Consider the following 20755-nt stretch of genomic DNA (forward strand, 5'->3'; position numbering starts at 1 on the left):
ACGAAGAACGGCGCACGCGAGATGGTGATCAGAGCGCTGGCGCAGACGGAGCTAGGAGCCGTGGCGCCGCAGCTTCAAAGCCCCTCCCGAGCGGAGAGGGGCTTGCGCATCGACCGCTATCGCTCCGGGATGGCGCGGTACCGCCTCATCTGGTGGAGCGCACGCATCAAAACCTCGCAGCGAGTCGGCTGGCCTGGTTGATCGCGCGCTTGGCGTCCAGCTCGGCGGCCACGTCCGCGCCGCCGATCAGGTGCGGTTGCTGGCCGTTGGCCTGCAGCGCGGCCAGCAGCTCGCGTCGCGGTTCCTGACCGGCACAGATCACCACGGTGCCGACGTCGAGCAATTGCTCGTCGCCGTCGACGCGAATGCGCAGGCCGGCATCGTCCACGCCCAGATACTCCACGCCGCCGAGCATCTTGACGCCCTTGGCTTTGAGCGTTGCGCGGTGGATCCAGCCGGTGGTCTTGCCCAGGCGGGCACCCGGGCGCCCAGGGCTGCGCTGCAGCAGCCAGACCTGACGGGCAGGGGGCTCGGGTTGCGGTTTGGCCAGCGCGCCGCGCGCCTCGAAGGTCGGGTCCACACCCCATTCGGCCATCCAGCGCTGCGGATCCAGCGCTGACGACTCCCCGGCGTGCACCAGAAACTCGCCGACATCGAAACCGATGCCACCCGCGCCGATGATCGCCACCTTGGGGGCGGCCACATGCCGACCCAGCACCACATCCAGGTAGTTCACCACCATTGGGTGATCGGCGCCGGGGAAGTCGACCTTGCGCGGCTCGATTCCGGTCGCCAGCACAACCTCGTCGAAGTCCGTGAGGTCTGCTGCCTGCACGTGCGTGTTCAGACGCAACTGGACGCCGGTGGCTTCGATCCGGTGACGGAAATAGCGCAGCGTTTCGTTGAATTCCTCCTTGCCGGGGATACGCCTGGCGACATTGAACTGCCCGCCAATCTCGCTGCCCGCATCGAACAAGGTGACGCGATGCCCGCGCTCGGCCGCCACCGTCGCGCATGCAAGCCCCGCCGGTCCGGCGCCGACCACGGCAATGCTCTTGGGTGCCGTAGCAGGCGTATAGATTAGCTCGGTTTCGTGCACCGCGCGCGGGTTGACCAGGCAGGTAGCCAGTTTGTTTTCGAATACGTGATCCAGGCAGGCCTGGTTGCAGGCGATACACGTATTGATGGTGTGCGACTGCCCGGTGCGGGCCTTGTTGGTCCACTGCGGGTCGGCCAGCAGCGGGCGCGCCAGCGAGACCATGTCCGCTGCGCCGTCGGACAGAATGCGTTCTGCCACTTCCGGCATGTTGATGCGGTTGCTCGCCACTACCGGAATCCGCAGGTGCGGTTTGAGCTTAGCGGTAACGCCGGCGAATGCGGCGCGTGGCACCGAGGTGGCGATGGTCGGTACGCGCGCTTCATGCCAACCGATGCCGGAGTTGATGATGGTCGCGCCGGCGGCTTCGATGGCCTGCGCCTGCGCCACGATCTCCTGCCACTGGTTGCCGTCTTCGACCAGGTCCACCAGCGACAGCCGGTAGATGATGATGAAGTCCGGCCCGCAGGTTTCACGGATGCGGCGCACGATCTCCACCGCAAACCGCATGCGCTTGGTTGCGTCACCGCCCCAGGCATCGCTGCGCTTGTTGGTCCGCGCGGCGGTGAACTCGTTGATCAGATAGCCTTCCGAGCCCATCACCTCGACACCGTCGTAGCCGGCCTCGCGCGCCAGCCGCGCGGCGCGCGCATAGGCGGCAATCTGCCGGTCCACCGCCGCTGCCGACAACGCGCGCGGGGTGAACGGGTTGATCGGTGCCTGCAGCTTGGACGGCGCCACCGACAACGGGTGATACGCATAGCGCCCGGCGTGCAGCAACTGCATGCAGATCTTGGCGCCTTGTTCGTGCACCGCCCGGGTGACCTGGCGGTGCGGGCGCACTTCCCAAGGCCACGACAGCTTGCCGCCGAACGGCTTGAGCCAACCCACCACGTTCGGCGAGAAGCCGCCGGTGACGATCAGGCCGACGCCGCCCGCCGCCCGTTCGGCGAAATAGGCGGCCAACCTGGGGAAATCGCGCGCGCGATCTTCCAGCCCGGTGTGCATCGAGCCCATCAGGACGCGATTGCGCAATTGGGTGAAACCCAGATCGAGTGGCGTGAATAGGTACGGGAAGGAGGAGGCGGAAGGGCCGGTGGCGGGCGACATGATATGGATACGCTGGCGTACGGAGTGCGCACGATGCAGGCAAACGCGCGTGGCGGCAAGTCCCAAGGTGCCGGATTTGGCGCTGCCGGCCGCGACGCACCTGCTAGTTGGCCGACGTCACACCGTCCGCTATGCCAAGACCTGCCTTACCGAGCGTCTGCCTATGCGGCGGCGGCGCTTGATCACAGCGTTCGTGCAGCCCGAAAGCCGGCACAGGCGCCTCCGGGCTGCAGTTCACTGCCGTGCAAACAGGCGGCGCCAGCCGCTGCGGCTACCACCCGGCCAGTACCAGCTTGCCGATGGTGCTGCCGCCCTCCAGCCGCCGATGCGCTTCGCGCAGGTTGTCGGCATTGATTGGCGACAGCGTCTCGGTATGCGTCGTGCGCAGCTCGCCAGCATCGATCAGGCTCGCGGCACGGTTGAGGATGCGGTGCTGCTCCACCATGTCGTCGGTGGCGTAGCGCGACCGTGCGAACATCAGCTCCCAATGGATGCCGATGCACTTGGACTTGTAGGGGTCGCCAATCATCAGCGGGCCGCGTGGCTCGACAATCAGGCCCACATGCCCCTGCGGCGCCAGGATCTCGCCCAGCTGCTGCCAGTAGCGGTCGGTATCGGCCAGATTCAGTGCTGCATCCACCTGTTGCAGACCCATCGCCTGCAACTGCGGGTGCAGCGGTTGATGGTGGTCGATGACATGTTGCGCCCCCATCTGCCGCACCCATTCGATGCTCTCCGGGCGCGAGGCGGTGGCGATCACCGTGAAGCCGGCGTGCCGCGCCAGCTGGATCGCGATCGAACCCACCCCGCCAGCGCCGCCGATAATCAACAGATGCCGGCCGCGGTTGCGTGCGCCATCGAATGCGAACGGCATGCGCTGAAACAGCAGCTCCCACGCGGTCAGCGTGGTCAACGGCAATGCGGCCGCCTGGGCAAAACTCAGCGAGGTGGGTTTGCACCCGGCAATGCGCGCATCCACCAGTTGATACTGCGCGTTGCTGCCCGGCCGGCCGATGTCGCCGGCGTAGTACACCTCGTCGCCCACGGCAAACGCAGTGACCTCCGGGCCCACCGCTTCGATCACGCCCGCAGCGTCGTATCCCAGAATTTTTGGCTCGGCCAGGGGCTGCGGCTTGGGCGCGCGCACTTTGGTATCCACCGGATTGACCGAGATCGCTTCAACGCGGACCAATAAGTCATACCCCGACGGCGCTGCCGGGGCGGGCGCGTCGATGTCAAGCAGCGATGCCGGATCGTCGATCGGCAGATAACGGGTAAGGACGACGGCTTTCATCGGGGCGCTCCTGGTGGGGAGTTCAGGGTGCGTTGTGAAGCGAGGCGGCTGCAACCACTGACCCCGCAATTCAGCTCGGGCGGGGCGTTGCGTTCACCAATGTGGTTTTTGATGCCGACGGAACCGCTGCGAACCGGCATGCCTGTAACCGTCTTCAACCGGCTCAAGTCGGCTACCGTTCAGATGCGTTGATACACGGAAGTGGGTGCCCCGTCCTTTCCTTCATGAAACTGTATACGTAGTATTGGATGGGCTGCGCCGCCATGGTGATTGCTTTCACATGTTATATGACCGTTAACGCGATCTTCACTGAAGCCGGCTTAATCTGCGCCCCGATGGCTCTGGATGTGATGAGCATCTTTACCAAGAACACGCCTCTATCGGTTTATCTCCCAAAGAAGGAGCTGTATAAATGAACAAGAAAATTCTCACTGCCGCGTTGCTCGGCGGTCTGGCAGTTGCCCAGGCTGCGTCCGCGCAGGAGTTCGATGACCGTTGGTACCTGACCGGTAGCGCTGGCTTCAACTTCCAGGACAGCGATCGTCTGACCAATGATGCTCCGTTCGTCACCCTGGGCCTGGGCAAGTTTGTCAGCCCGAACTGGTCGATCGACGGTGAACTGAACTATCAGAACCCGAACTTCGATGCCAACCAGGATCAGAACTGGAGCCAGTACGGCATCTCGTTCGACCTGCGTCGCCACTTCATCCAGGAAGGCCGCGGCTGGAACCCCTACCTGCTGTTCGGTCTGGGCTATCAGCGTTCGGAAGAAGAGTTCGACGCAACCCCGAACCCGGTTTCGCCGGGCCAGCAGAAGGACGGCAACTTTGCCGCCAAGGCTGGTGTCGGTCTGCAGACCACCTTCGACAAGCGCGTCGCCGTGCGTGCTGAACTGGCCTACCGCGCCGACTTCAACGACCAGAGCGTTGCTGCTCCGCAGGAAGACTGGTTCGGCGACGTGCTGGCTTCGGTCGGCGTCGTGATCCCGTTGGGACCGGCTCCGTCGACCGCTCCGCCGCCGGCTCCGGCTCCGGTTGCTCCGAGCTGCGCAGACCTGGATGACGACGGTGACGGCGTCAACAACTGCGACGACAAGTGCCCGGCTTCGCAGCCTGGCCAGACCATCGGTCCGGACGGTTGCCCGGTGCCTGTGTCGATCGACCTGAAGGGCGTGAACTTCGACTTTAACAAGTCGACCCTGCGTCCTGACGCAATGTCGATCCTGAGCGAAGCGACCGAGATCCTGAAGCGTTACCCCGACCTGAAGGTCGAGGTTGCCGGTCACACCGACTCGAAGGGTACCGACGCGTACAACCAGAAGCTGTCCGAGCGTCGTGCGACCACCGTGTACGACTACCTGACCAAGAACGGCGTCGATGCGTCGCGTCTGGTCGGCCCGATCGGCTACGGCGAGAGCCGTCCGATTGCTCCGAACGCCAACCCGGATGGTTCCGACAATCCGGAAGGCCGTGCGAAGAACCGTCGTACCGAGCTGAACGTCCAGAACTAATTGGACCGCTAGCTTGTTCCATACAAAACCCGGCCTTGCGCCGGGTTTTGTCTATGTGCGCTCCGAACGTCCCCACATTCCTCCGCGCACAGGCTGCAATGCTGTCTGTGTTGCCATCCCGGCACGGTTCCGGTTGAAACAGCGTTCATCGCTGCCTACACTCGCCGCGTCGACACCACACTCTTATTGGAAGAACCAACGATGCTGCGTACCGCTTCGGCAGGATTGCTCTGTCTCGCCTTGATTCCCGCCGCCTACGCCGCTCCGAACTGCGCCGGCAGCACGGTGTCCCAGCCGCTGCCGTTGCCTGCCACCGTCATCGCACCGGCAGCCGCCGAGTTCTACACCCGCAGCGTGCAGCTGGGCATGCCCACCGGCGTGCTGGCCCAGCCGTACAGCAGCGATCAATCGGTGGACCGCGTGCTGCTGCGCCTGCGGGTGGAAGGTTGCCAGGATCTGGCCAAGGTCATTCCGCCGGGCGGCACCGTCAATCCGAACGATCCAGCCGCCTACAAGGCCACCACCGCGTTCGACAACACGCCGTGGCGCTTCGACATGAGCCAGAACGGCAAGCGCATGACCGCCGAAGAGTTCGATGCCTGGATGAAGGCGCGCGGCGTGCGTGTGGTCAAGGCGCGCCCGGTTGCCGGCGCAGCGCCAGCGGCAGCGGCGCCCGCACCGGCGGCCGACGCCAAGCCGGTCGAAAACAAGTAAGCCGCGCGGTCGGGACGGTATGCCCCGGCGACCTCCGCCGGCCACGTCCCGGCATCGCAACCGTGGGTCGGCGGCGCCAACGCGTGTCTCGCGTCCATCGGCGGCAGGGCCGGTGACCGCCCTGCCACGGCATGGGCTGGCACGGGTGTTGTCCAAGCTGGGGGTGTGTTCGCGCACCGAAGCGGCACGCTGGATCGCCGATGGGCGCGTCAGTGTGGATGCGCGGGTGATCCGCGACCCCGAATGTCCGATCCGTGCCGACCAGCACGAGGCGATCACGGTCGATGGCCAGCAGTTGGCCGGGCCTGCGCGGGTCTATCTGATGCTCAACAAGCCGCGCGGCGTGGTCACCACGGTGCGCGACGAGCAGGGCAGGGACACGGTGTATCGCTGTTTCGACGGCGCCGGCCTGCCGTGGATTGCGCCGGTGGGGCGTCTGGACAAGGCCAGCGAGGGTCTGCTGCTTTTCAGCAACGACCCGCAATGGGCGGCGGCGGTGACCGACCCGGCCATTGGTCCGGACAAGACCTATCACGTGCAGGTCGACTGCCGGCCCGGCGCCGCGCAGCTGGCGCAGCTGCAGGCCGGGGTGATCGATCCCGACCCCGACGGTGATGGCGCGCTGCTGCGCGCCAAGCAGGTGCGTTTGCTGCGTGAGGGCGAGCGCAATGCGTGGCTGGAAATCGTGCTGGACGAAGGCCGCAACCGGCAGATTCGTCGGTTGCTGGCGGCCGTGGAGATCGGGGTGCTGCGGCTGGTGCGCGTGGCGATCGGGTCGCTGCCGATGGGCGCGTTGGGCAAAGGCGCCTGGCGGATGCTCAGCGTGGAGGAAGTCCAGGCGCTGACGTCGGTTCCCGCCAGCGTGCCAGACGCGCGCTGAGCAGCGCGCTGACGACCTCGACGGCGCGTGCATCGCCGGCGCCATTGGCATCGTGGCGCCGTCCTTTGGCGTGATTGCAGCCGGCACAGGCCAGCGCCAGATTGCGGGCGTCGTTGGGGTCGTCGCCAACCAGCGCGCACAGCGCCGCCGCCGCGCGGCGTCCAAACCAGGCCTGCGGGACCACGTGTTCGAGCGTGGTGTGGCCCAGCGGTTCGCCGTCGATGCCGATGTGCAGGCGGCGACGGCAATGCAGGCAGCGGGTTTCCCAACTGTCGGCGAGCAGCTGCGCCTGGGCATCGGTGTGCGCCGCGAGCAGGAGCCGTTGGCGCAGCACCGTGCGCATGCTCAGGCCTTTATGACGTCGAGTTCGCGGCCGATCTTGATGAAGGCGTCGATGGCCTGATCCAGATGTTCGCGGGTATGCGCGGCACTGATCTGGGTGCGGATACGCGCCTGCCCCTTGGGCACCACCGGGAAGAAGAAGCCGATGGCGTAGATGCCTTCTTCCAGCAGGCGCTCGGCGAACTTTTGCGCCAACGGTGCGTCGTAGAGCATCACCGGACTGATCGGATGCACGCCGGGCTTGAGGTCGAAGCCGGCGGCGGTCATGCGCTCGCGGAAATAGCGGGTGTTGTCGACCAGTTGCGTGCGCAGGTCGCCGGCCGCTTCCAGCATGTCGAACGCCTTGATGCCGGCGGCTACCACGTGCGGCGGCAACGAATTGGAGAACAGGTAGGGGCGCGAGCGCTGGCGCAGCAGTTCGATCACCTCGCGCTTTGCGGTGGTGAAACCACCCAGCGCGCCGCCCATCGCCTTGCCCAGGGTGCCGGTGAAGATGTCGATCTGGTCCAGCACGCCCTTGACCTCGGCCGAGCCGCGCCCGGTGGCACCGAGAAAGCCGGTGGCGTGGCATTCGTCGATGTGCACCAACGCGTTGTACTTGCGCGCCAGCGCAGTGATCTCGTCCAGCGGCGCGATGAAGCCGTCCATCGAGAACACGCCGTCGCTGGTGATCAGTTTTGTCTTGCAGCCGGCCGCATCGGCGGCCTGCAGCTGCGCTTCCAGATCGGCCATGTCGCAGTTGGCGTAGCGGAAGCGCTTGGCCTTGCACAGGCGCACGCCGTCGATGATGGAGGCATGGTTGAGTGCGTCGGAAATGATGGCATCGTGCTCGCCGAGCAACGGCTCGAACAGGCCACCGTTGGCATCGAAACAGGCCGCATACAGAATGGTGTCTTCGGTGCCGAAGAACGCGGCGATGGTGCGCTCGAGCTGCTTATGCAGATCCTGGGTGCCGCAGATGAAACGCACCGAGGCCATGCCGAAGCCGTGCGTGTCCAGTGCGTCCTTGGCGGCCTGGATGATGTCCGGGTGGTCGGCCAGGCCCAGGTAGTTGTTGGCGCAGAAGTTGAGCACGCTGCGGCCGTCGGCCAGCGTGATCCGCGCCGACTGCGGGCCGGTGATGATGCGCTCGGACTTGAACAGGCCCTGGGACTGGATCGTCTCCAGTTCGGCGGCGTAGTGGGCGGTGAGCGCGGCAGGCGGACGGGTCATGGCGGTCGCTGTGGCAAAGAAAGAAGCGCAATGTTAACGATCACAACGGCATACCACTACGTCATGCAAAATCGGCATAAGCGGCGGCACTGATGTCATTTCACCGCCCGCGTGCCGCTGCGCAGCATGGCATGCTTGCTGTTCAGCTGCGCCCACCGGCCAGGAGATCGTTGTGACACACCCCCGTATCCGTCTTGCTTCCCTTCTTTGCACCCTGCTGGCCCTGGCCGGACCGGCGGGGGCGCGCGACATCGGGCTGCTCAATGTGAGCTACGACCCTACGCGCGAGTTTTACCGCGACTACAACACGGTGTTTGCGGCGCAGTGGAAGCAGCAACACCCGCAGGACACAGTCACCGTGGAGACCTCGCATGGTGGCTCCGGCAAGCAGGCACGCGCGGTGATCGACGGGATCGAGGCGGACGTGGTCACGCTGGCCCTGGCATACGACGTGGATGCCATCGCGCAGAAGGCCAAGTTGATCGATACCGATTGGGAGAAGCGACTGCCCGACAACAGCGCGCCGTATACCTCCACGATCGTGTTCCTGGTGCGTAAGGGCAACCCGAAGAACATCCACGATTGGCCGGATCTGCTGCGCTCTGGCGTGGCGGTGGTGACCCCCAACCCCAAGACCTCCGGTGGCGCGCGCTGGAACTATCTGGCCGCCTGGGCCTACGCCGATCACATCTTCAAGGGCGATCGCGAACGCATCCTGCGCTATATGCAGGCGCTGTTCCGCAACGTGCCGGTGCTGGATACCGGCGCACGCGGCGCCACCACGACCTTCGTGCAGCGCGGCATCGGCGATGTGCTGCTGGCCTGGGAAAACGAGGCGTTGCTGGCGCGCGAAGAGTTGGGCAAGGACAAGTTCGAGATCGTGGTGCCGAAGTTGTCGATACTGGCCGAGCCGTCGGTGGCGCTGGTCGACAAGAACGTGGACAAGCACGGCACGCGCGATGTGGCCGAAGCCTATTTGCGCTATCTGTACGCGCCGGAAGGCCAGAAGCTGGCCGCCAAGCATTTCTATCGCCCGCGCCACCCCGAATTCGCCGACCCGGCGGACCTGGCCCGCTTCCCGGACATCAAGCTGGTCACCATCCAGCAGGCGTTCGGCTCCTGGGATAAGGCGCAGCAGGAACACTTCGCCGACGGCGGCCTGTTCGACCAGATCCAGGCCAAGAAGTAGGCATGCAGACGTCGGTCGCACGCCCAGCGTCGCCATCGCGCCGACGCGTGATGCCGGGGCTGGGCCTGAGTCTGGGCATCACCCTGACCTGGCTCGGATTGATCGTGCTGATCCCGCTGCTGGGGATCTTCATCAAGACCAGCGGCCTGGGCTGGGAAGGCTTGTGGAAGGTATGGAGCGAGCCGCGCGTGCTGTCGGCGTTGCGGGTGAGCTTCGGCACGGCCTTCGTCGCGGGCGCATTCAATGCGGTGATGGGTACCTGGGTGGCGTGGGTGTTCGTGCGTTACAGCTTTCCGGGCAAGCGCTTGTTCGATGCGGTGATCGACCTGCCGTTTGCGTTGCCGACGGCCGTGGCCGGCATTGCCTTGACCGCGCTGTACGGTGGCAACGGCTGGGTCGGGCGGTGGCTGGAGGCGATCGGCATCAAGGTTGCGTACACCCAGCTGGGCATCGTGCTGGCGCTGGTGTTCGTCGGGTTGCCGTTCGTGGTGCGGGTAGTGCAGCCGGTGCTGGCCGAAAGCGAGCGTGAGCTGGAAGCGGCCGCCGCCACGTTGGGCGCCTCGCGCTGGCAGACGGTGTGGCGGGTGGTGCTGCCGGGGTTGTGGCCGGCGGTGCTGACCGGGTTTGCACTGGCGTTTGCGCGCGGGGTGGGCGAGTACGGCTCGGTGATCTTCATCGCCGGCAACCTGCCCAATTCCACCGAGATCGCGCCGCTGCTGATCACCATCCGGCTGGAAGAATTCGACTATGCCGGTGCCACCGCAATCGCAGCGGCAATGCTGTTGCTGTCGTTCGTGATGCTGCTGCTGGTCAACACGCTGCAGGCACGCCTGTTGCGCTATCAACGGAGGCCCGCATGAGCGATGCTGTTTCATCGCTGCCTTCCATAGTGCAGACCCGCGCGATGACCGAGCAGGCACGCCGCATCACCGATTCGGCCACCAACGAGCCGCGCTGGGTGCAGTGGCTGATGATTCTGGGGGCGCTGGTCTTTCTGCTGGCGTTCTTGCTGCTGCCGCTGGTGCTGGTATTTGCCGAAGCGCTGCGCGGCGGCTGGGAAGTGTTTTTGCGCGCGGTGGTCGACCCGGATGCGTTGTCGGCGATCAAGCTGACGCTGCTGGTGACGGCGATCGTGTTGCCGTTGAACCTGATCTTCGGCGTTGCCGCCGCGTGGGCCATCAGCAAACATCAGTTCTGGGGCAAACGCCTGCTGGTCAGTCTGATCGACCTGCCGTTCTCGGTTTCGCCGGTAGTGGCGGGCTTGATCTTCGTGCTGATCTTCGGCCGCAGCGGTTGGGCCTGGCCGTTGATCGACGAAGGGTGGCGGGTGCAGTTGCCGGCCTTGGGCGAGCTGGTGATCCAGCTGCCGCGGATCGTGTTCGCGCTGCCGGGCATCGTGCTGGCGACGACTTTTGTCACCTTCCCGTTCATTGCGCGCGAGTTGATGCCGCTGATGGAGCAGCAGGGCAGCGACGAAGAACTGGCCGCGCTGAGTCTGGGTGCGAATGGCTGGCAGATGTTCTGGCGCGTGACCTTGCCCAATATCCGCTGGGGCCTGTTGTATGGCGTGCTGCTGTGCGCGGCGCGCGCGATGGGCGAGTTCGGCGCGGTGTCGGTGGTGTCCGGGCATATCCGCGGGCGCACCAATACGCTGCCGCTGCATGTGGAAATTCTTTACAACGAATACGCCTACAGCGCCGCGTTCGCGTGCGCGTCGCTGCTGGCCTTGACCGCGCTGCTGACGCTGGCGCTGAAGACGTATCTGGAATGGCGGCACGGCGATTCGCTGGCCGCCAACCACCGCCATTGAGGTGACCATGGGCATCCGCATCCACCGCCTGCGCAAGCAGTTCGAGACCTTTACCGCCTTGGACGACATCACCCTGGATGTGCGTCAGGGCGAGTTGCTGGCCTTGCTCGGCCCCTCGGGCTCGGGCAAGACCACGCTGCTGCGGATCATGGCCGGGCTGGAGCATGCCGATGGCGGGCAGGTGCTGTTCGGCGATGAAGACGCCACGCGCATGAGCGTGCAGTCGCGCCGGGTCGGCTTCGTGTTTCAGCACTATGCGTTGTTCAAGCATATGGACGTGTTCGAGAACATCGCTTTCGGGCTGCGGGTGCGCCGCGGCAACGAGCGCTGGGCCGAAGCGCGTATCCGTGCGCGTGTGGAAGAACTGCTGGCGCTGGTGCAATTGCAGGGCCTGGAGCAGCGCTATCCCACCCAGCTCTCGGGTGGGCAGCGGCAGCGGGTGGCACTGGCGCGTGCGCTGGCGATCGAGCCGCGCGTGCTGCTGCTGGACGAGCCGTTCGGCGCGCTGGATGCGCAGGTGCGCCGCGATCTGCGGCGCTGGCTGCGCGCGCTGCACGAACAGACCGGTCTGACCACGGTGTTCGTGACTCATGATCAGGAAGAAGCGCTGGAACTGGCCGACCGTGTCGCCATCCTCAACCGTGGCCGCATCGAGCAACTCGACACCCCGGCGATGATCTACGACAAACCGGCTTCGCCGTTCGTGTATTCGTTCGTGGGTGCGGTGAACCGCATTCCCGGTGTGCTGGCGCAAGGGCAGATCCAGGTCGCAGGCCACGCGTTGCCGGCAGCCAACGCCGCACTGGCCGCCGGCCCGGTCGAGGTGTACGTGCGTCCGGAAGATCTGGTGCCCGACGACGCCGGCTGGCCGGCCACGGTGGCCTGGTCGCAGCGTAGTGGGGCGCGCCTGCGCCTGCGTGCCACGCTGCAGCCGGCCGGCAACGAGGTGGAAGTGGAACTACCGGCCTCAGCAGGAAGCTTCGAGCCCGGTCAGCAGCTGCGACTGGCCGCACGGCACTACGGCGTGTTTCCAGCCTGATGCAGGCAGGTGGGCGACGCACTGGGTCTGGGCAAGCGATCGCTACCGACGATTCGCCAGAGGAGCCCTGCTACGGTTGGTGCGAATCCTCACTTCCCATTCCGCACTCTCCGCCATCAAGATTCGGCGCAATCGGTCGATGAGACGGAGATATGATCAGCGCATCGCCTCTGCGGATGTGCGCTGGATCAAGCGAGCGTGGCGTATATGTTGCGCTGCAATGACAGTTGGACTAAGAAGTCTGTGCAGTCTTCGCTCGCCAACCGACCGCCCATCGTTTCAGGAGATGCCCATGAAGCCTTCCCCGCTCGCTTGTTGTCTGTCGTCGTTGCTGCTGTTGGGTGCGGTGCCGTTTGCACAGGCGCAGGACGAAGAAGCGCCCGCGTCGCCGCTCAGCGGCACGTTTGCGGTGACCAGCGATTACCTGTTCCGCGGTATCTCGCAGACCAACGAAGAGCCCGCGTTTCAGGCCGGGCTGACCTACAAATTGCCGTACGGGTTCTACGTCGGCACCTGGGCCTCCAATGTCGATTTCGGCGCTGGCGATCCGGATTGGGAAGTGGACGGTTTTGTCGGCTACAACACCGATCTGAGCACCAATTTCAATCTCGATGTGATGGTGAACCGCTACCAGTACCTGGGCGCGGGCGCTTCCAACTACGCCGAGCTGATCACCAAAACCACGTTCCTGAAGACCTACAGCCTGACCGTTGCCTACACCAACGATCTGTATGGCACCGACACCGATGGGTATTACTACGCGCTGGATGCCAACTGGGCGTTGCCGCATGACTTCACCGTTGGCGCGCATGCCGGGCACAGCATTTACACCTCGGCGCTCAGCCAGGTGGACCACGACTACAACGACTTCGGCGTGAACGTGGGCAAGACCTTCGGCCCGCTGGGTCTGACCGTGGGCTATTACGACACCAGCGAAGCGGCCGAATTCGGCTTCGGGCGGCAAAATTCGCAGAATCATCTGGTGGCGACCGCCACCGTCACCTGGCCGTGAGTGCGATGCGTTAGACGCGTGGCTGGTGCATGCGTGGCGGGCGATGACTGCCACGCGTGATGCAGCTGTCTGACATCGAACACGCGACATGCAAAAGGCGCCTTGCGGCGCCTTTTGCGTTGCTCACTGCCGGTCGGTCAGTTCCAGCTCAACACGACCTTGCCGGCCTTGCCTTCTTCCATCAGGTCGAAGCCTTTCTGGAAGTCGTCGATCGGCAGTTGATGCGTCAGCACTTTTTGCAGCGGGAAACCCGATAGCACCAGCTGGGTCATTTTGTACCAGGTCTCGTACATCTTGCGGCCGTAGATGCCCTGCACGGTGAGGCCCTTGAAGATGATCTTGTCCCAGTCGCAGCCGGCGCCGCGCGGCATGATGCCGAGCATGGCGATCTTGCCGCCGTGGTACATGCAATCGAGCATGTCGTTGAACGCGCGCGGGTTGCCGCTCATTTCCAGGCCCACGTCGAAGCCTTCCATATGCAGGTCCTTCATCACCTCCTTCAACGAGGTGTTGGACACGTTGACCACGCGCGTGGCGCCCATGTCGGCGGCGAGCTTCAGGCGGAAATCGTTGACGTCGGTGACCACCACGTTGCGCGCACCGATGTGCTTGCAGATGCCGGCGGCAATGATGCCGATCGGGCCGGCGCCGGTGATCAGCACGTCTTCGCCGATGACATCGAACTCCAGCGCGCAATGCGCGGCGTTGCCGTACGGGTCGAAGAACGCGGCCAGCTCGGAGGGGATCTGGTCCGGGATCGGCCACAGGTTGGACGCCGGCATCACCATGTATTCGGCGAATGCGCCGTTGACGTTGACGCCGATGCCCACCGTGTTGGGGCACAGGTGCGGGCGGCCACCACGGCAGTTGCGGCAATGACCGCAGACGATGTGGCCTTCGGCCGAGACGCGCTGGCCGACCTGGTAACCGGTGACCGCCGAACCGAGCTCGGCCACACGGCCGACAAACTCATGGCCGATGGTCAGGCCGGGCGTGATGGTACGCTGGCTCCATTCGTCCCACAGGTAGATGTGCAGATCGGTGCCGCAAATGGCGGTCTTTTCCAGCTTGATCAGCACCTCGTTGGGGCCAGGCGTGGGCACGGGAACCTGCTCCATCCAGATGCCTTTGTTCGCTTCGCGCTTGACCAGCGCCTTCATCGTCTGCGCCATCTGGCGGGGCCTGCTGAGTAAAAGTAAGTTGCTGATTATATGCGGGGCGAGGTGGCTGCCATGCGGCGGTGCAAGAACCGGTCTGCAGTGATGGCTGCCGTTCGGGTGAGTGGTGGCGAGGGCGGCGCTGGATGGGCGGGGGCCGCATGCGTGGGTTGGCTGACCACTGCTGCCCCCATCCGCCCTGCGGGCACCTTCCCCCGCTGGCGGGGGAAGGGCGGGGATGCCAGAGAAGCAGAGCACGACGAGAAAACGAATACGTCGACAAGTCGACAAGGCCAGAAGGCCCGCAGGCGAGAGGGCCAGGAGGCGATAAGGCGAGAGGGCGAGAGGGCGACAAGGCGAGAAGGATTGTGTCGGGATAGGCAGCGGCGGATCTGCGCAAGACGCCAGGCGATCGTTCGCATGCCTTCTCCCGCGTGCGGGAGAAGGTGGCGCGCAGCGCCGGATGAGGGGTGCCTCACCCACCGAGGCAGTCAGCGACCCAAGCGCTTTTCCATGCGCTCCTCGCTTGGCGCCCGTCTTCTTACCCCAACCTCTTCCCCAGCGGGAGAGCGGCGATTGCAAGGCTGCTCAGAACTTCACGTCCAGACTCATGAAGTACTGGCGGGGGGCGCCGACCACCATGGTCTGGTTGTAGCCATCCGGATCGGAGGCGACATAGCCGTTGGTGCCGGTGCTGGCGAAGTAGCGCTTGTCGGTGAGGTTGGTGATATTGAGCGCCAGCGCGATATCCGCCACGCCGCCGACGCGACCGAAGTCGTAGCGCGCACCGGCGTTGAACAGCCAGTACGAGGGCACCTGCGAATCGTTGAGAAAGGTGATGTAGCGCTTGTCGACATACTTGCCGTCCAGATCCAGGCGCAGGTTGCCCAGCTGGTAGCTGGCGCTGGAAGAGAACATCAGCGCCGGGATGCCAACCACGTCCTTGCCCGAGGTCGCCACCACGCCGTTGTTGAGGTAATTGTCCTGATAGCGCGAGCGATTCCACGACAGCGAGTTCAACCAGCTCAGGCCGTCAGTCGGGCGCCACATCACCGCCAGATCCGCACCGGCGCTATGCACCGCGCCGACATTGCTCAGGATCGATGCACAGGTCTGCACCGCGCTGCACGGCGAGGTGGTCAGCAGACGGTTGGAGAACTTGGTGAAGTAGGCATCGGCCGAGAGCTGGAACTGCTCGTCCTGCATGCGGTAGCCCATCTGCACGGTTTGCGACTCTTCCGGCTCCAGCGTGGAGCGGCTGCGATCGAACGCGGCCTGCGAGGTGGCGAACGGGGTGAACCCGAAGGCGGCGATGTTCTTGCTGTAGGACGCGTAGATGTCCTGCCGTTCGTCGAGTTTGTAGTTCACGCCGACTTGCGGCAGAAAGCTGTCTTCGGCACGGATGCGGCCTTGCGCCAGTGATGTGGTGGGCACCAGCGATTGCGCGCGCGTAGTGGTGTTGAGCGCTTTTGCGCCGTAGTTCAACGTCAGGCGGTCATCGAGCAAACGCACGGTGTCCTGCACGTAGAGCATGCGGGTCTGGGTGGTGTAGCGCTGCAGAAAGTCGCGGCGGAAGGGAGTCTGCGCTTCGTACACGTTGTACAGCGAGGTGTAGCCCTCGTTGCCGAGCGCGAAGTAGTTGCGGCCCTGCGTGGTGCGCGCATTTTCCGCCCACACGCCGGCTTCCAGATCGTGAGCGCCCCACGACCACTTCACTGCGCTGGTACCGCCGAAACGGTCCAGGCCATAGTCGGTGGTGCGCATCGACACCGGAATCTGCGCCGAGGTGACGACATACGGCGTGACCCATTGCCCTTCGCCGCGATTGGCGTGGTAATAGCCGGTGGCATCCAACGTGACACCGCCGAACACGAACGTGCCCGACAGGCCGGCAAGATTGTCGCGGCGCAGGCCGCCGCCGGCGTAATAACTGGCATCGAGCCAGCTGTAATCGCTGGGCAACCCAGCCAGCGATTGCGGGTAACCGTTGGCCACGCCGCTGGTGGCGCCGGTGGTCTGGTAGGCGCGCGCCATCTGCACGGCGGTGGCCCAATCCGGTTGCAGGTAGTCGTAGTCCCAGCCCAGTGCGCGCTGGCTGGTCAACGACAGATCCATGTAGTCGTATTCCTTGCGCCGTGAGGTATCCAGGAACAGGCTCAGACGATTGCCGTCGCCCCATTGGTACACGGTCTTGAGGTTGGCCTGTTCGGATTGCTGATCGCCGAAGCCTTTCCACTTGTCGGTAGTGGCATTGGCGTAGGACAGATACGCCGACAAGCCATCGCGATCGCCGGTATCGGCGCGCACAAAGGTACGTCGCGTGGCATCGCTGCCCACCGTCTGCACCAGCCGCGCGCCGGGCGTGGTCTGCGGGTCGGCGGAGTAGAACTGCATGGTGCCGCCGAGGTTGGTGTTGGACGCGGTGCCGAGTGCGCCGGCGCCTTGTGCGATCTCTACCGAACCGAGGTTTTCGGAAATGATGGCGCGGGTGATGTGCAGGCCGTTGGTGACGCCGTAACTCATGTTGCCCAGCGGAATGCCGTCGAGCGTGTAGCCCAGGCGGCTCTGGTCGAAGCCATGCAAGGTGACCTGCGTGGACCACTCGTAGGTGCCGAACGGATCGGCGGACTGGAACTGCACGCCGGGCAGTTTTTCCACCGCTTTGAAGGCGCTGCTGCCTGGCGTCAGCTGATCGATATCCTGCCGGCTGATGCGCTGCACCTGCCGCGTGCTGCCTTGCGAGACCACATTGATCGCATCCAGCTGAGTCGCATTGCCGGCCGCATCGGCGGGCGTTGCCGGTGCATCCGCCACGTTGGCGGGGATGGGGTCGGCAGCGTGCGCAATGACAGGAAGCAGCGCGGCGAGGGCGAGGGCGAGGGCCAGTGGCGTGACATGGAAACGACGGGCGGGAGTCATGGGGGAGTCCTGTTCGAGCACGGCTGAGGGCGGACGCACGGCGCAAGACCGGCGTTTCGCGACGCAGGGTGTCAATGGCTCATGAAACATTGATGACGGTGGCTGTCGCAAAACTGTCGCGTAGCCCCGCTATACGTGTCGTGTGCGGCCGCCGTGTGCGTTGCGCGCCACCGACTTTTGCAGGTTTTTTTCGTCATGACGTCATCTTCTTCGCGCCGCGATTTCCTCAAGCGCGTTGCTGCGCTCACCGCCGCCGGGGCATTGCCGTCGTCGATCGGTCGCGCGCTGGCACTGCCGGCCAATGCGCGGACCGGCACGCTGCGCGATATCGAACATGTGGTGATCCTGATGCAGGAGAATCGCTCGTTCGATCATTACTTCGGCACGCTGCGCGGTGTGCGCGGGTTCGGCGATCCGCGTGCGTTGCAGTTGCGCGATGGCCACCCGGTGTGGAGTCAGCCGGCAGCCGATGGGCGCCGGCTGCTGCCGTTTGCCTTCGATGCGCAAACCACGAGCGCGCCGCTGATCAAAAGCCTGGATCATTCGTGGAAAGCCGGCCACGGGCAGGACCCGGCGCGCTGGGCCGAATACGACGCGTGGGTGTCCTACAAGGGCGAGCTGACGATGGGCTACTTCCAACGTCACGACATTCCGTACTACCACGCGCTCGCCGACGCGTTCACCATCTGCGATGGTTATTTCTGCTCGATGCACGGGCCGACCAATCCCAATCGCATGTATCTGTTCACCGGCACCAGCGGGCTGAGTGTGGGCGATACCCGCGCGCAGGTGGCCGACAACGCCGATGACGGCAACTGGACCGCCGACATGGCGCGCGACAAACCCGGTTACGCGGCGATGGGCTGGACCACCTATGCGCAGCGCTTGCAGGCGGCCGGCATCGATTGGCGCGTGTATCAGGAGTACGACAATTTCGGCTGCAACTCGTTGGCGTATTTTGCGCACTACAGAGGACTGGACACAGCCGACGAACGTTATCGCCGCGCGCGTGCCTGTGTGCCCGGATCCACCGCAGACAATGCAGCCAGCACCCAGGCCGACCACCTGATTGCCGCCATCGCTGCCGACGTGCAGGGCAATCGCTTGCCGCAGGTGTCGTGGATCATTCCGCCCACCGCATATTGCGAACATCCCGAAGCGCCGCCGGCTTACGGCGAATCGCTGGTGGCGCGGTTGATCGATGCGCTGACCTCCAATCCGCAGGTCTGGGCGAGAACAGCCTTGATCATCAATTACGACGAGAACGACGGTTTCTTCGATCATGTGCCGGCGCCATTGCCGGCGCTGGACGCGCGCATGGGCCGCAGCAATGTCGATGTGCGCGGCGAGGCCTACAACGGCGTGCCGGTAGGCCTGGGCATCCGCGTGCCGATGCTGGTGATTTCGCCATGGACGCGTGGCGGCTGGGTCAATTCGCAGGTGTTCGATCACACCTCGGTATTGCGGTTGCTGGAACGTCGCTTCGGTGTGGCCGAGCCGAATATCAGCCCGTGGCGTCGGGCGGTCAGTGGCGATCTCACCAGTGTGTTCGATTTCCGCGAGCCGGACGATTCGGCACTGAGCGCATTGCCGTCCATCAGCGACTACCGCGCACGTACGGCGGCGTTACGCAATAAACCATTGCCGGTGCCGCCGACCAACGCCGTCATGCCACGGCAAGAGCCCGGCCAACGCCCGGCGCGCGCCTTGCCGTATGCCTTGCAGGTGCACGCACGCGTGCAGGACGATGGCGCGCTGCAGTTGCAATTCGTCAACACCGGGACGGCTGCGGCGGCATTCAATGTCTACACCAGCGCGCCTACTGGCGGGCCCTGGTACTACACGGTATTGCCTGGCACCCGGCTCGATGACGTTCCGATGGGTGCCGCGCACGACGGCGCATATGCGCTGCGCGTGCACGGGCCGAACGGATTCCTGCGCGAATTTGCCGGCGATCTGGCCACGACACCGCAAGCTGCTGCTGCACCTTGGCTCGAAGCGCGCCAGGATGGCGGCACGCTGGTGCTGGAGATCGGTAACGCCGGGCAACAGCCTTGCACGCTGCAACTGCGTGCGCTGGACTACGCAGATCCGAGCCCGCGCGCGCTGCAACTTTCTGCAGGTCAGCGCCAGACACTGCAGTTGCCGCTCGCCGCAAGCGACCACTGGTACGACGTGGTCGTGGAGCAACCGGCCGGCGCGTTCCGGCGGCGTCTGGCCGGTCACCTGGAAACCGGCAAGCCCAGCCACAGCGATCCGGTGTTCGGTCGCGTCTGAGTGCGCCTCGCAGAGTGGCGGATATTGGCCCGCAACAGCGTCCTGCCGTATCGGGACGCGTACTGCGCGCAAGGGCTGCAGGTCCAGCGTGGCGGTGCTGTTGGCTGCATCGCGCGCGTGACGCCGGCACACAGCGGCCGATCTCCAGGTTGAACGCACCGGCACCGCTGCCGGCCTCGACAAGTTCACCAGGATCCGAGGATCGGAAGCGCACAGCCGCAGCTTGGAGGGTCTAGAGGCTCAGGTGGGGTGCGTAACGGTGGCGCGGCGGCTAGCAAGGAACAGGGCGTGCACTGAAGCGCAGAGGGAAGGGGCGGGGAGCGGTTATGATGCGGTCCGGTTTCGCCGCGGCGTGCCGCCCCCTCCCCCAAGGAACTCTCAGCGCATGCGCATCCTGCTTGCTCGTCACGGCGAGACGCCGTGGAACGCCGAAGGCCGTTACCAGGGCCAGATCGATATTCCGCTGTCGCCGGTTGGCGAAGGCCAGGCGCGTGCGTTGGGCGAGCGGCTGCAGGCGTTGCAGATCACCCGTGCGGTCGCCTCGCCGCTGTCGCGCGCGCAGGCCACTGCCAAGGCTGCGTTGGGCGCATCGCGCGAAAGCCTGCTGCAGACCGATCCGGACCTACAGGAAATCGCTCACGGCGAGTGGGAAGGCCTGCTGGCCAGCGAGATCAACGACAAGGACCCCGCGCGCCTGCGCGCCTGGCGCGAAGAGCCGGACACCGTGCTGATGCCGGGCGGCGAATCGCTGCGTCAGGTGCTGGACCGCAGCTGGCGCGGCCTGGCACGCGCGGCCGATGGCCTGGGCGCCGACGACACCTTGCTGGTGGTCGCGCACGATGCGGTCAACCGCGTGATCCTGTGCAAGATCCTCGGCCTGCCGCTGTCCAAGCTGTGGAGCTTCCGCCAGGCCCCGACCACGCTCAACCTGCTCGAAGGCGACGACGTGGATCATCTGGAAGTAGTCCGCCTCAACGACTGCGCGCACCACACCCCGTTCTTTGGGGAAGCCAAGCATCGGGCGCTGTAGCTTTAGCAGCGACAGCGTTGCCCTCATGAAAGCGTGTTGCGGCGTTCTCGGTGCCCAGGCATGCGTGGTTTGTCTAGGGAAGGTCTGAATAACGATGCCTGAGAGTGCGGAATGTCCGCATCGTTCCGGAGAGTCTCGTTTGGATCTTCGGAGTTTCGCCATTT

15 protein-coding genes and 1 pseudogene are annotated in these 20755 nt (G+C 65.0%); 10 read left to right on the top strand and 6 right to left on the bottom strand.

Features of this window, described 5'->3' with window-relative positions; genetic code table 11:
- Positions 1-166 precede the first annotated feature (166 nt).
- Entirely contained in the window at positions 167-2206 is a 2040-nt protein-coding gene (locus XdyCFBP7245_RS18700; protein ID WP_104616964.1) for an NADPH-dependent 2,4-dienoyl-CoA reductase, read from the bottom strand.
- Positions 2207-2477: 271 nt separating this feature from the next.
- On the bottom strand, positions 2478-3500 hold the full coding sequence (locus XdyCFBP7245_RS18705; protein ID WP_104616965.1) for a zinc-binding alcohol dehydrogenase family protein: 1023 nt from the start codon (positions 3498-3500) through the stop codon (positions 2478-2480).
- 412 nt (positions 3501-3912) lie between these two features.
- On the opposite strand from XdyCFBP7245_RS18705, the gene XdyCFBP7245_RS18710 reads away from it, so the two are divergent.
- The 3 genes from XdyCFBP7245_RS18710 (at position 3913) to XdyCFBP7245_RS18720 (ending at position 6604) form a co-directional block, all read left to right on the top strand.
- Positions 3913-5010, top strand: a complete 1098-nt coding sequence (locus tag XdyCFBP7245_RS18710; RefSeq protein ID WP_055846063.1) for an OmpA family protein — start codon at positions 3913-3915, stop codon at positions 5008-5010.
- Between the two features lie 201 nt (positions 5011-5211).
- A complete protein-coding gene (locus tag XdyCFBP7245_RS18715) occupies positions 5212-5724 on the top strand; it encodes a hypothetical protein (RefSeq protein WP_104616977.1) in 513 nt (170 codons plus the stop codon).
- Positions 5725-5743: 19 nt separating this feature from the next.
- Entirely contained in the window at positions 5744-6604 is an 861-nt protein-coding gene (locus XdyCFBP7245_RS18720) for a pseudouridine synthase (protein WP_104616966.1), read from the top strand.
- On the opposite strand, the gene XdyCFBP7245_RS18725 is transcribed toward XdyCFBP7245_RS18720, so the two are convergent.
- Together XdyCFBP7245_RS18725 and kbl are read right to left on the bottom strand one after the other, a co-directional pair.
- Entirely contained in the window at positions 6543-6947 is a 405-nt protein-coding gene (locus XdyCFBP7245_RS18725) for an HNH endonuclease (RefSeq protein WP_104616967.1), read from the bottom strand. The two genes, XdyCFBP7245_RS18720 and XdyCFBP7245_RS18725, sit on opposite strands and share 62 nt — an antisense overlap.
- A gap of 2 nt (positions 6948-6949) precedes the next feature.
- A complete protein-coding gene (kbl, locus tag XdyCFBP7245_RS18730) occupies positions 6950-8158 on the bottom strand; it encodes a glycine C-acetyltransferase (RefSeq protein ID WP_104616968.1) in 1209 nt (402 codons plus the stop codon).
- A gap of 92 nt (positions 8159-8250) precedes the next feature.
- Between kbl and XdyCFBP7245_RS18735 the strand changes: the two are divergent.
- The 5 genes and pseudogenes from XdyCFBP7245_RS18735 to XdyCFBP7245_RS18755 all read left to right on the top strand — a co-directional run bounded on the left by XdyCFBP7245_RS18735 (position 8251) and on the right by XdyCFBP7245_RS18755 (position 13208).
- Positions 8251-9347, top strand: a pseudogene (locus tag XdyCFBP7245_RS18735) (sulfate ABC transporter substrate-binding protein).
- A 2-nt stretch (positions 9348-9349) separates the two neighbouring features.
- Positions 9350-10207: a sulfate ABC transporter permease subunit CysT gene (gene cysT, locus XdyCFBP7245_RS18740; protein WP_104616970.1), complete on the top strand. Its 858-nt coding sequence runs from the start codon at positions 9350-9352 to the stop codon at positions 10205-10207.
- Entirely contained in the window at positions 10204-11157 is a 954-nt protein-coding gene (gene cysW, locus XdyCFBP7245_RS18745; RefSeq protein ID WP_104616971.1) for a sulfate ABC transporter permease subunit CysW, read from the top strand. The genes cysT and cysW overlap by 4 nt, the downstream gene beginning before the upstream one ends.
- 7 nt (positions 11158-11164) lie before the next feature.
- Entirely contained in the window at positions 11165-12196 is a 1032-nt protein-coding gene (locus XdyCFBP7245_RS18750; protein WP_104616978.1) for a sulfate/molybdate ABC transporter ATP-binding protein, read from the top strand.
- 292 nt (positions 12197-12488) lie between these two features.
- Positions 12489-13208 (top strand): TorF family putative porin, encoded by a 720-nt coding sequence (locus XdyCFBP7245_RS18755; RefSeq protein WP_104616972.1) that lies wholly within the window; start codon positions 12489-12491, stop codon positions 13206-13208.
- A 137-nt stretch (positions 13209-13345) separates the two neighbouring features.
- Here XdyCFBP7245_RS18755 and tdh read toward each other — a convergent pair whose 3' ends face one another.
- Positions 13346-14380: an L-threonine 3-dehydrogenase gene (gene tdh / locus XdyCFBP7245_RS18760; RefSeq protein ID WP_193552432.1), complete on the bottom strand. Its 1035-nt coding sequence runs from the start codon at positions 14378-14380 to the stop codon at positions 13346-13348.
- A 573-nt stretch (positions 14381-14953) separates the two neighbouring features.
- Positions 14954-17374, bottom strand: coding sequence for a TonB-dependent receptor (locus XdyCFBP7245_RS18765; RefSeq protein WP_104616974.1), 2421 nt, complete (start codon positions 17372-17374; stop codon positions 14954-14956).
- Positions 17375-17479: 105 nt separating this feature from the next.
- Here XdyCFBP7245_RS18765 and XdyCFBP7245_RS18770 point away from each other — a divergent pair, with 105 nt between their 5' ends.
- Positions 17480-19561 (top strand): phosphocholine-specific phospholipase C, encoded by a 2082-nt coding sequence (locus XdyCFBP7245_RS18770; protein ID WP_104616975.1) that lies wholly within the window; start codon positions 17480-17482, stop codon positions 19559-19561.
- A 385-nt stretch (positions 19562-19946) separates the two neighbouring features.
- A complete protein-coding gene (locus XdyCFBP7245_RS18775; protein WP_005993981.1) occupies positions 19947-20591 on the top strand; it encodes a histidine phosphatase family protein in 645 nt (214 codons plus the stop codon).
- Positions 20592-20755: the final 164 nt, after the last annotated feature.

The sequence above is a fragment of the Xanthomonas dyei genome (genome assembly GCF_002939865.1).
GTDB classification, from domain to species: Bacteria; Pseudomonadota; Gammaproteobacteria; order Xanthomonadales; family Xanthomonadaceae; genus Xanthomonas; species Xanthomonas dyei.

Bases quoted from the DNA above. Each gene is read 5' to 3' on its own strand.
- kbl (WP_104616968.1), bottom strand. From the start codon at position 8,158: ATGACCCGTCCGCCTGCCGCGCTCACCGCCCACTACGCCGCCGAACTG.
- XdyCFBP7245_RS18770 (WP_104616975.1), top strand. From the start codon at position 17,480: ATGACGTCATCTTCTTCGCGCCGCGATTTCCTCAAGCGCGTTGCTGCG.
- XdyCFBP7245_RS18750 (WP_104616978.1), top strand. From the start codon at position 11,165: ATGGGCATCCGCATCCACCGCCTGCGCAAGCAGTTCGAGACCTTTACC.
- XdyCFBP7245_RS18720 (WP_104616966.1), top strand. From the start codon at position 5,744: ATGCCCCGGCGACCTCCGCCGGCCACGTCCCGGCATCGCAACCGTGGG.
- tdh (WP_193552432.1), bottom strand. From the start codon at position 14,380: ATGGCGCAGACGATGAAGGCGCTGGTCAAGCGCGAAGCGAACAAAGGC.
- XdyCFBP7245_RS18765 (WP_104616974.1), bottom strand. From the start codon at position 17,374: ATGTTTCATGAGCCATTGACACCCTGCGTCGCGAAACGCCGGTCTTGC.
- XdyCFBP7245_RS18715 (WP_104616977.1), top strand. From the start codon at position 5,212: ATGCTGCGTACCGCTTCGGCAGGATTGCTCTGTCTCGCCTTGATTCCC.
- XdyCFBP7245_RS18705 (WP_104616965.1), bottom strand. From the start codon at position 3,500: ATGAAAGCCGTCGTCCTTACCCGTTATCTGCCGATCGACGATCCGGCA.
- XdyCFBP7245_RS18725 (WP_104616967.1), bottom strand. From the start codon at position 6,947: ATGCGCACGGTGCTGCGCCAACGGCTCCTGCTCGCGGCGCACACCGAT.
- XdyCFBP7245_RS18775 (WP_005993981.1), top strand. From the start codon at position 19,947: ATGCGCATCCTGCTTGCTCGTCACGGCGAGACGCCGTGGAACGCCGAA.
- XdyCFBP7245_RS18755 (WP_104616972.1), top strand. From the start codon at position 12,489: ATGAAGCCTTCCCCGCTCGCTTGTTGTCTGTCGTCGTTGCTGCTGTTG.
- cysW (WP_104616971.1), top strand. From the start codon at position 10,204: ATGAGCGATGCTGTTTCATCGCTGCCTTCCATAGTGCAGACCCGCGCG.
- cysT (WP_104616970.1), top strand. From the start codon at position 9,350: ATGCAGACGTCGGTCGCACGCCCAGCGTCGCCATCGCGCCGACGCGTG.
- XdyCFBP7245_RS18700 (WP_104616964.1), bottom strand. From the start codon at position 2,206: ATGTCGCCCGCCACCGGCCCTTCCGCCTCCTCCTTCCCGTACCTATTC.
- XdyCFBP7245_RS18710 (WP_055846063.1), top strand. From the start codon at position 3,913: ATGAACAAGAAAATTCTCACTGCCGCGTTGCTCGGCGGTCTGGCAGTT.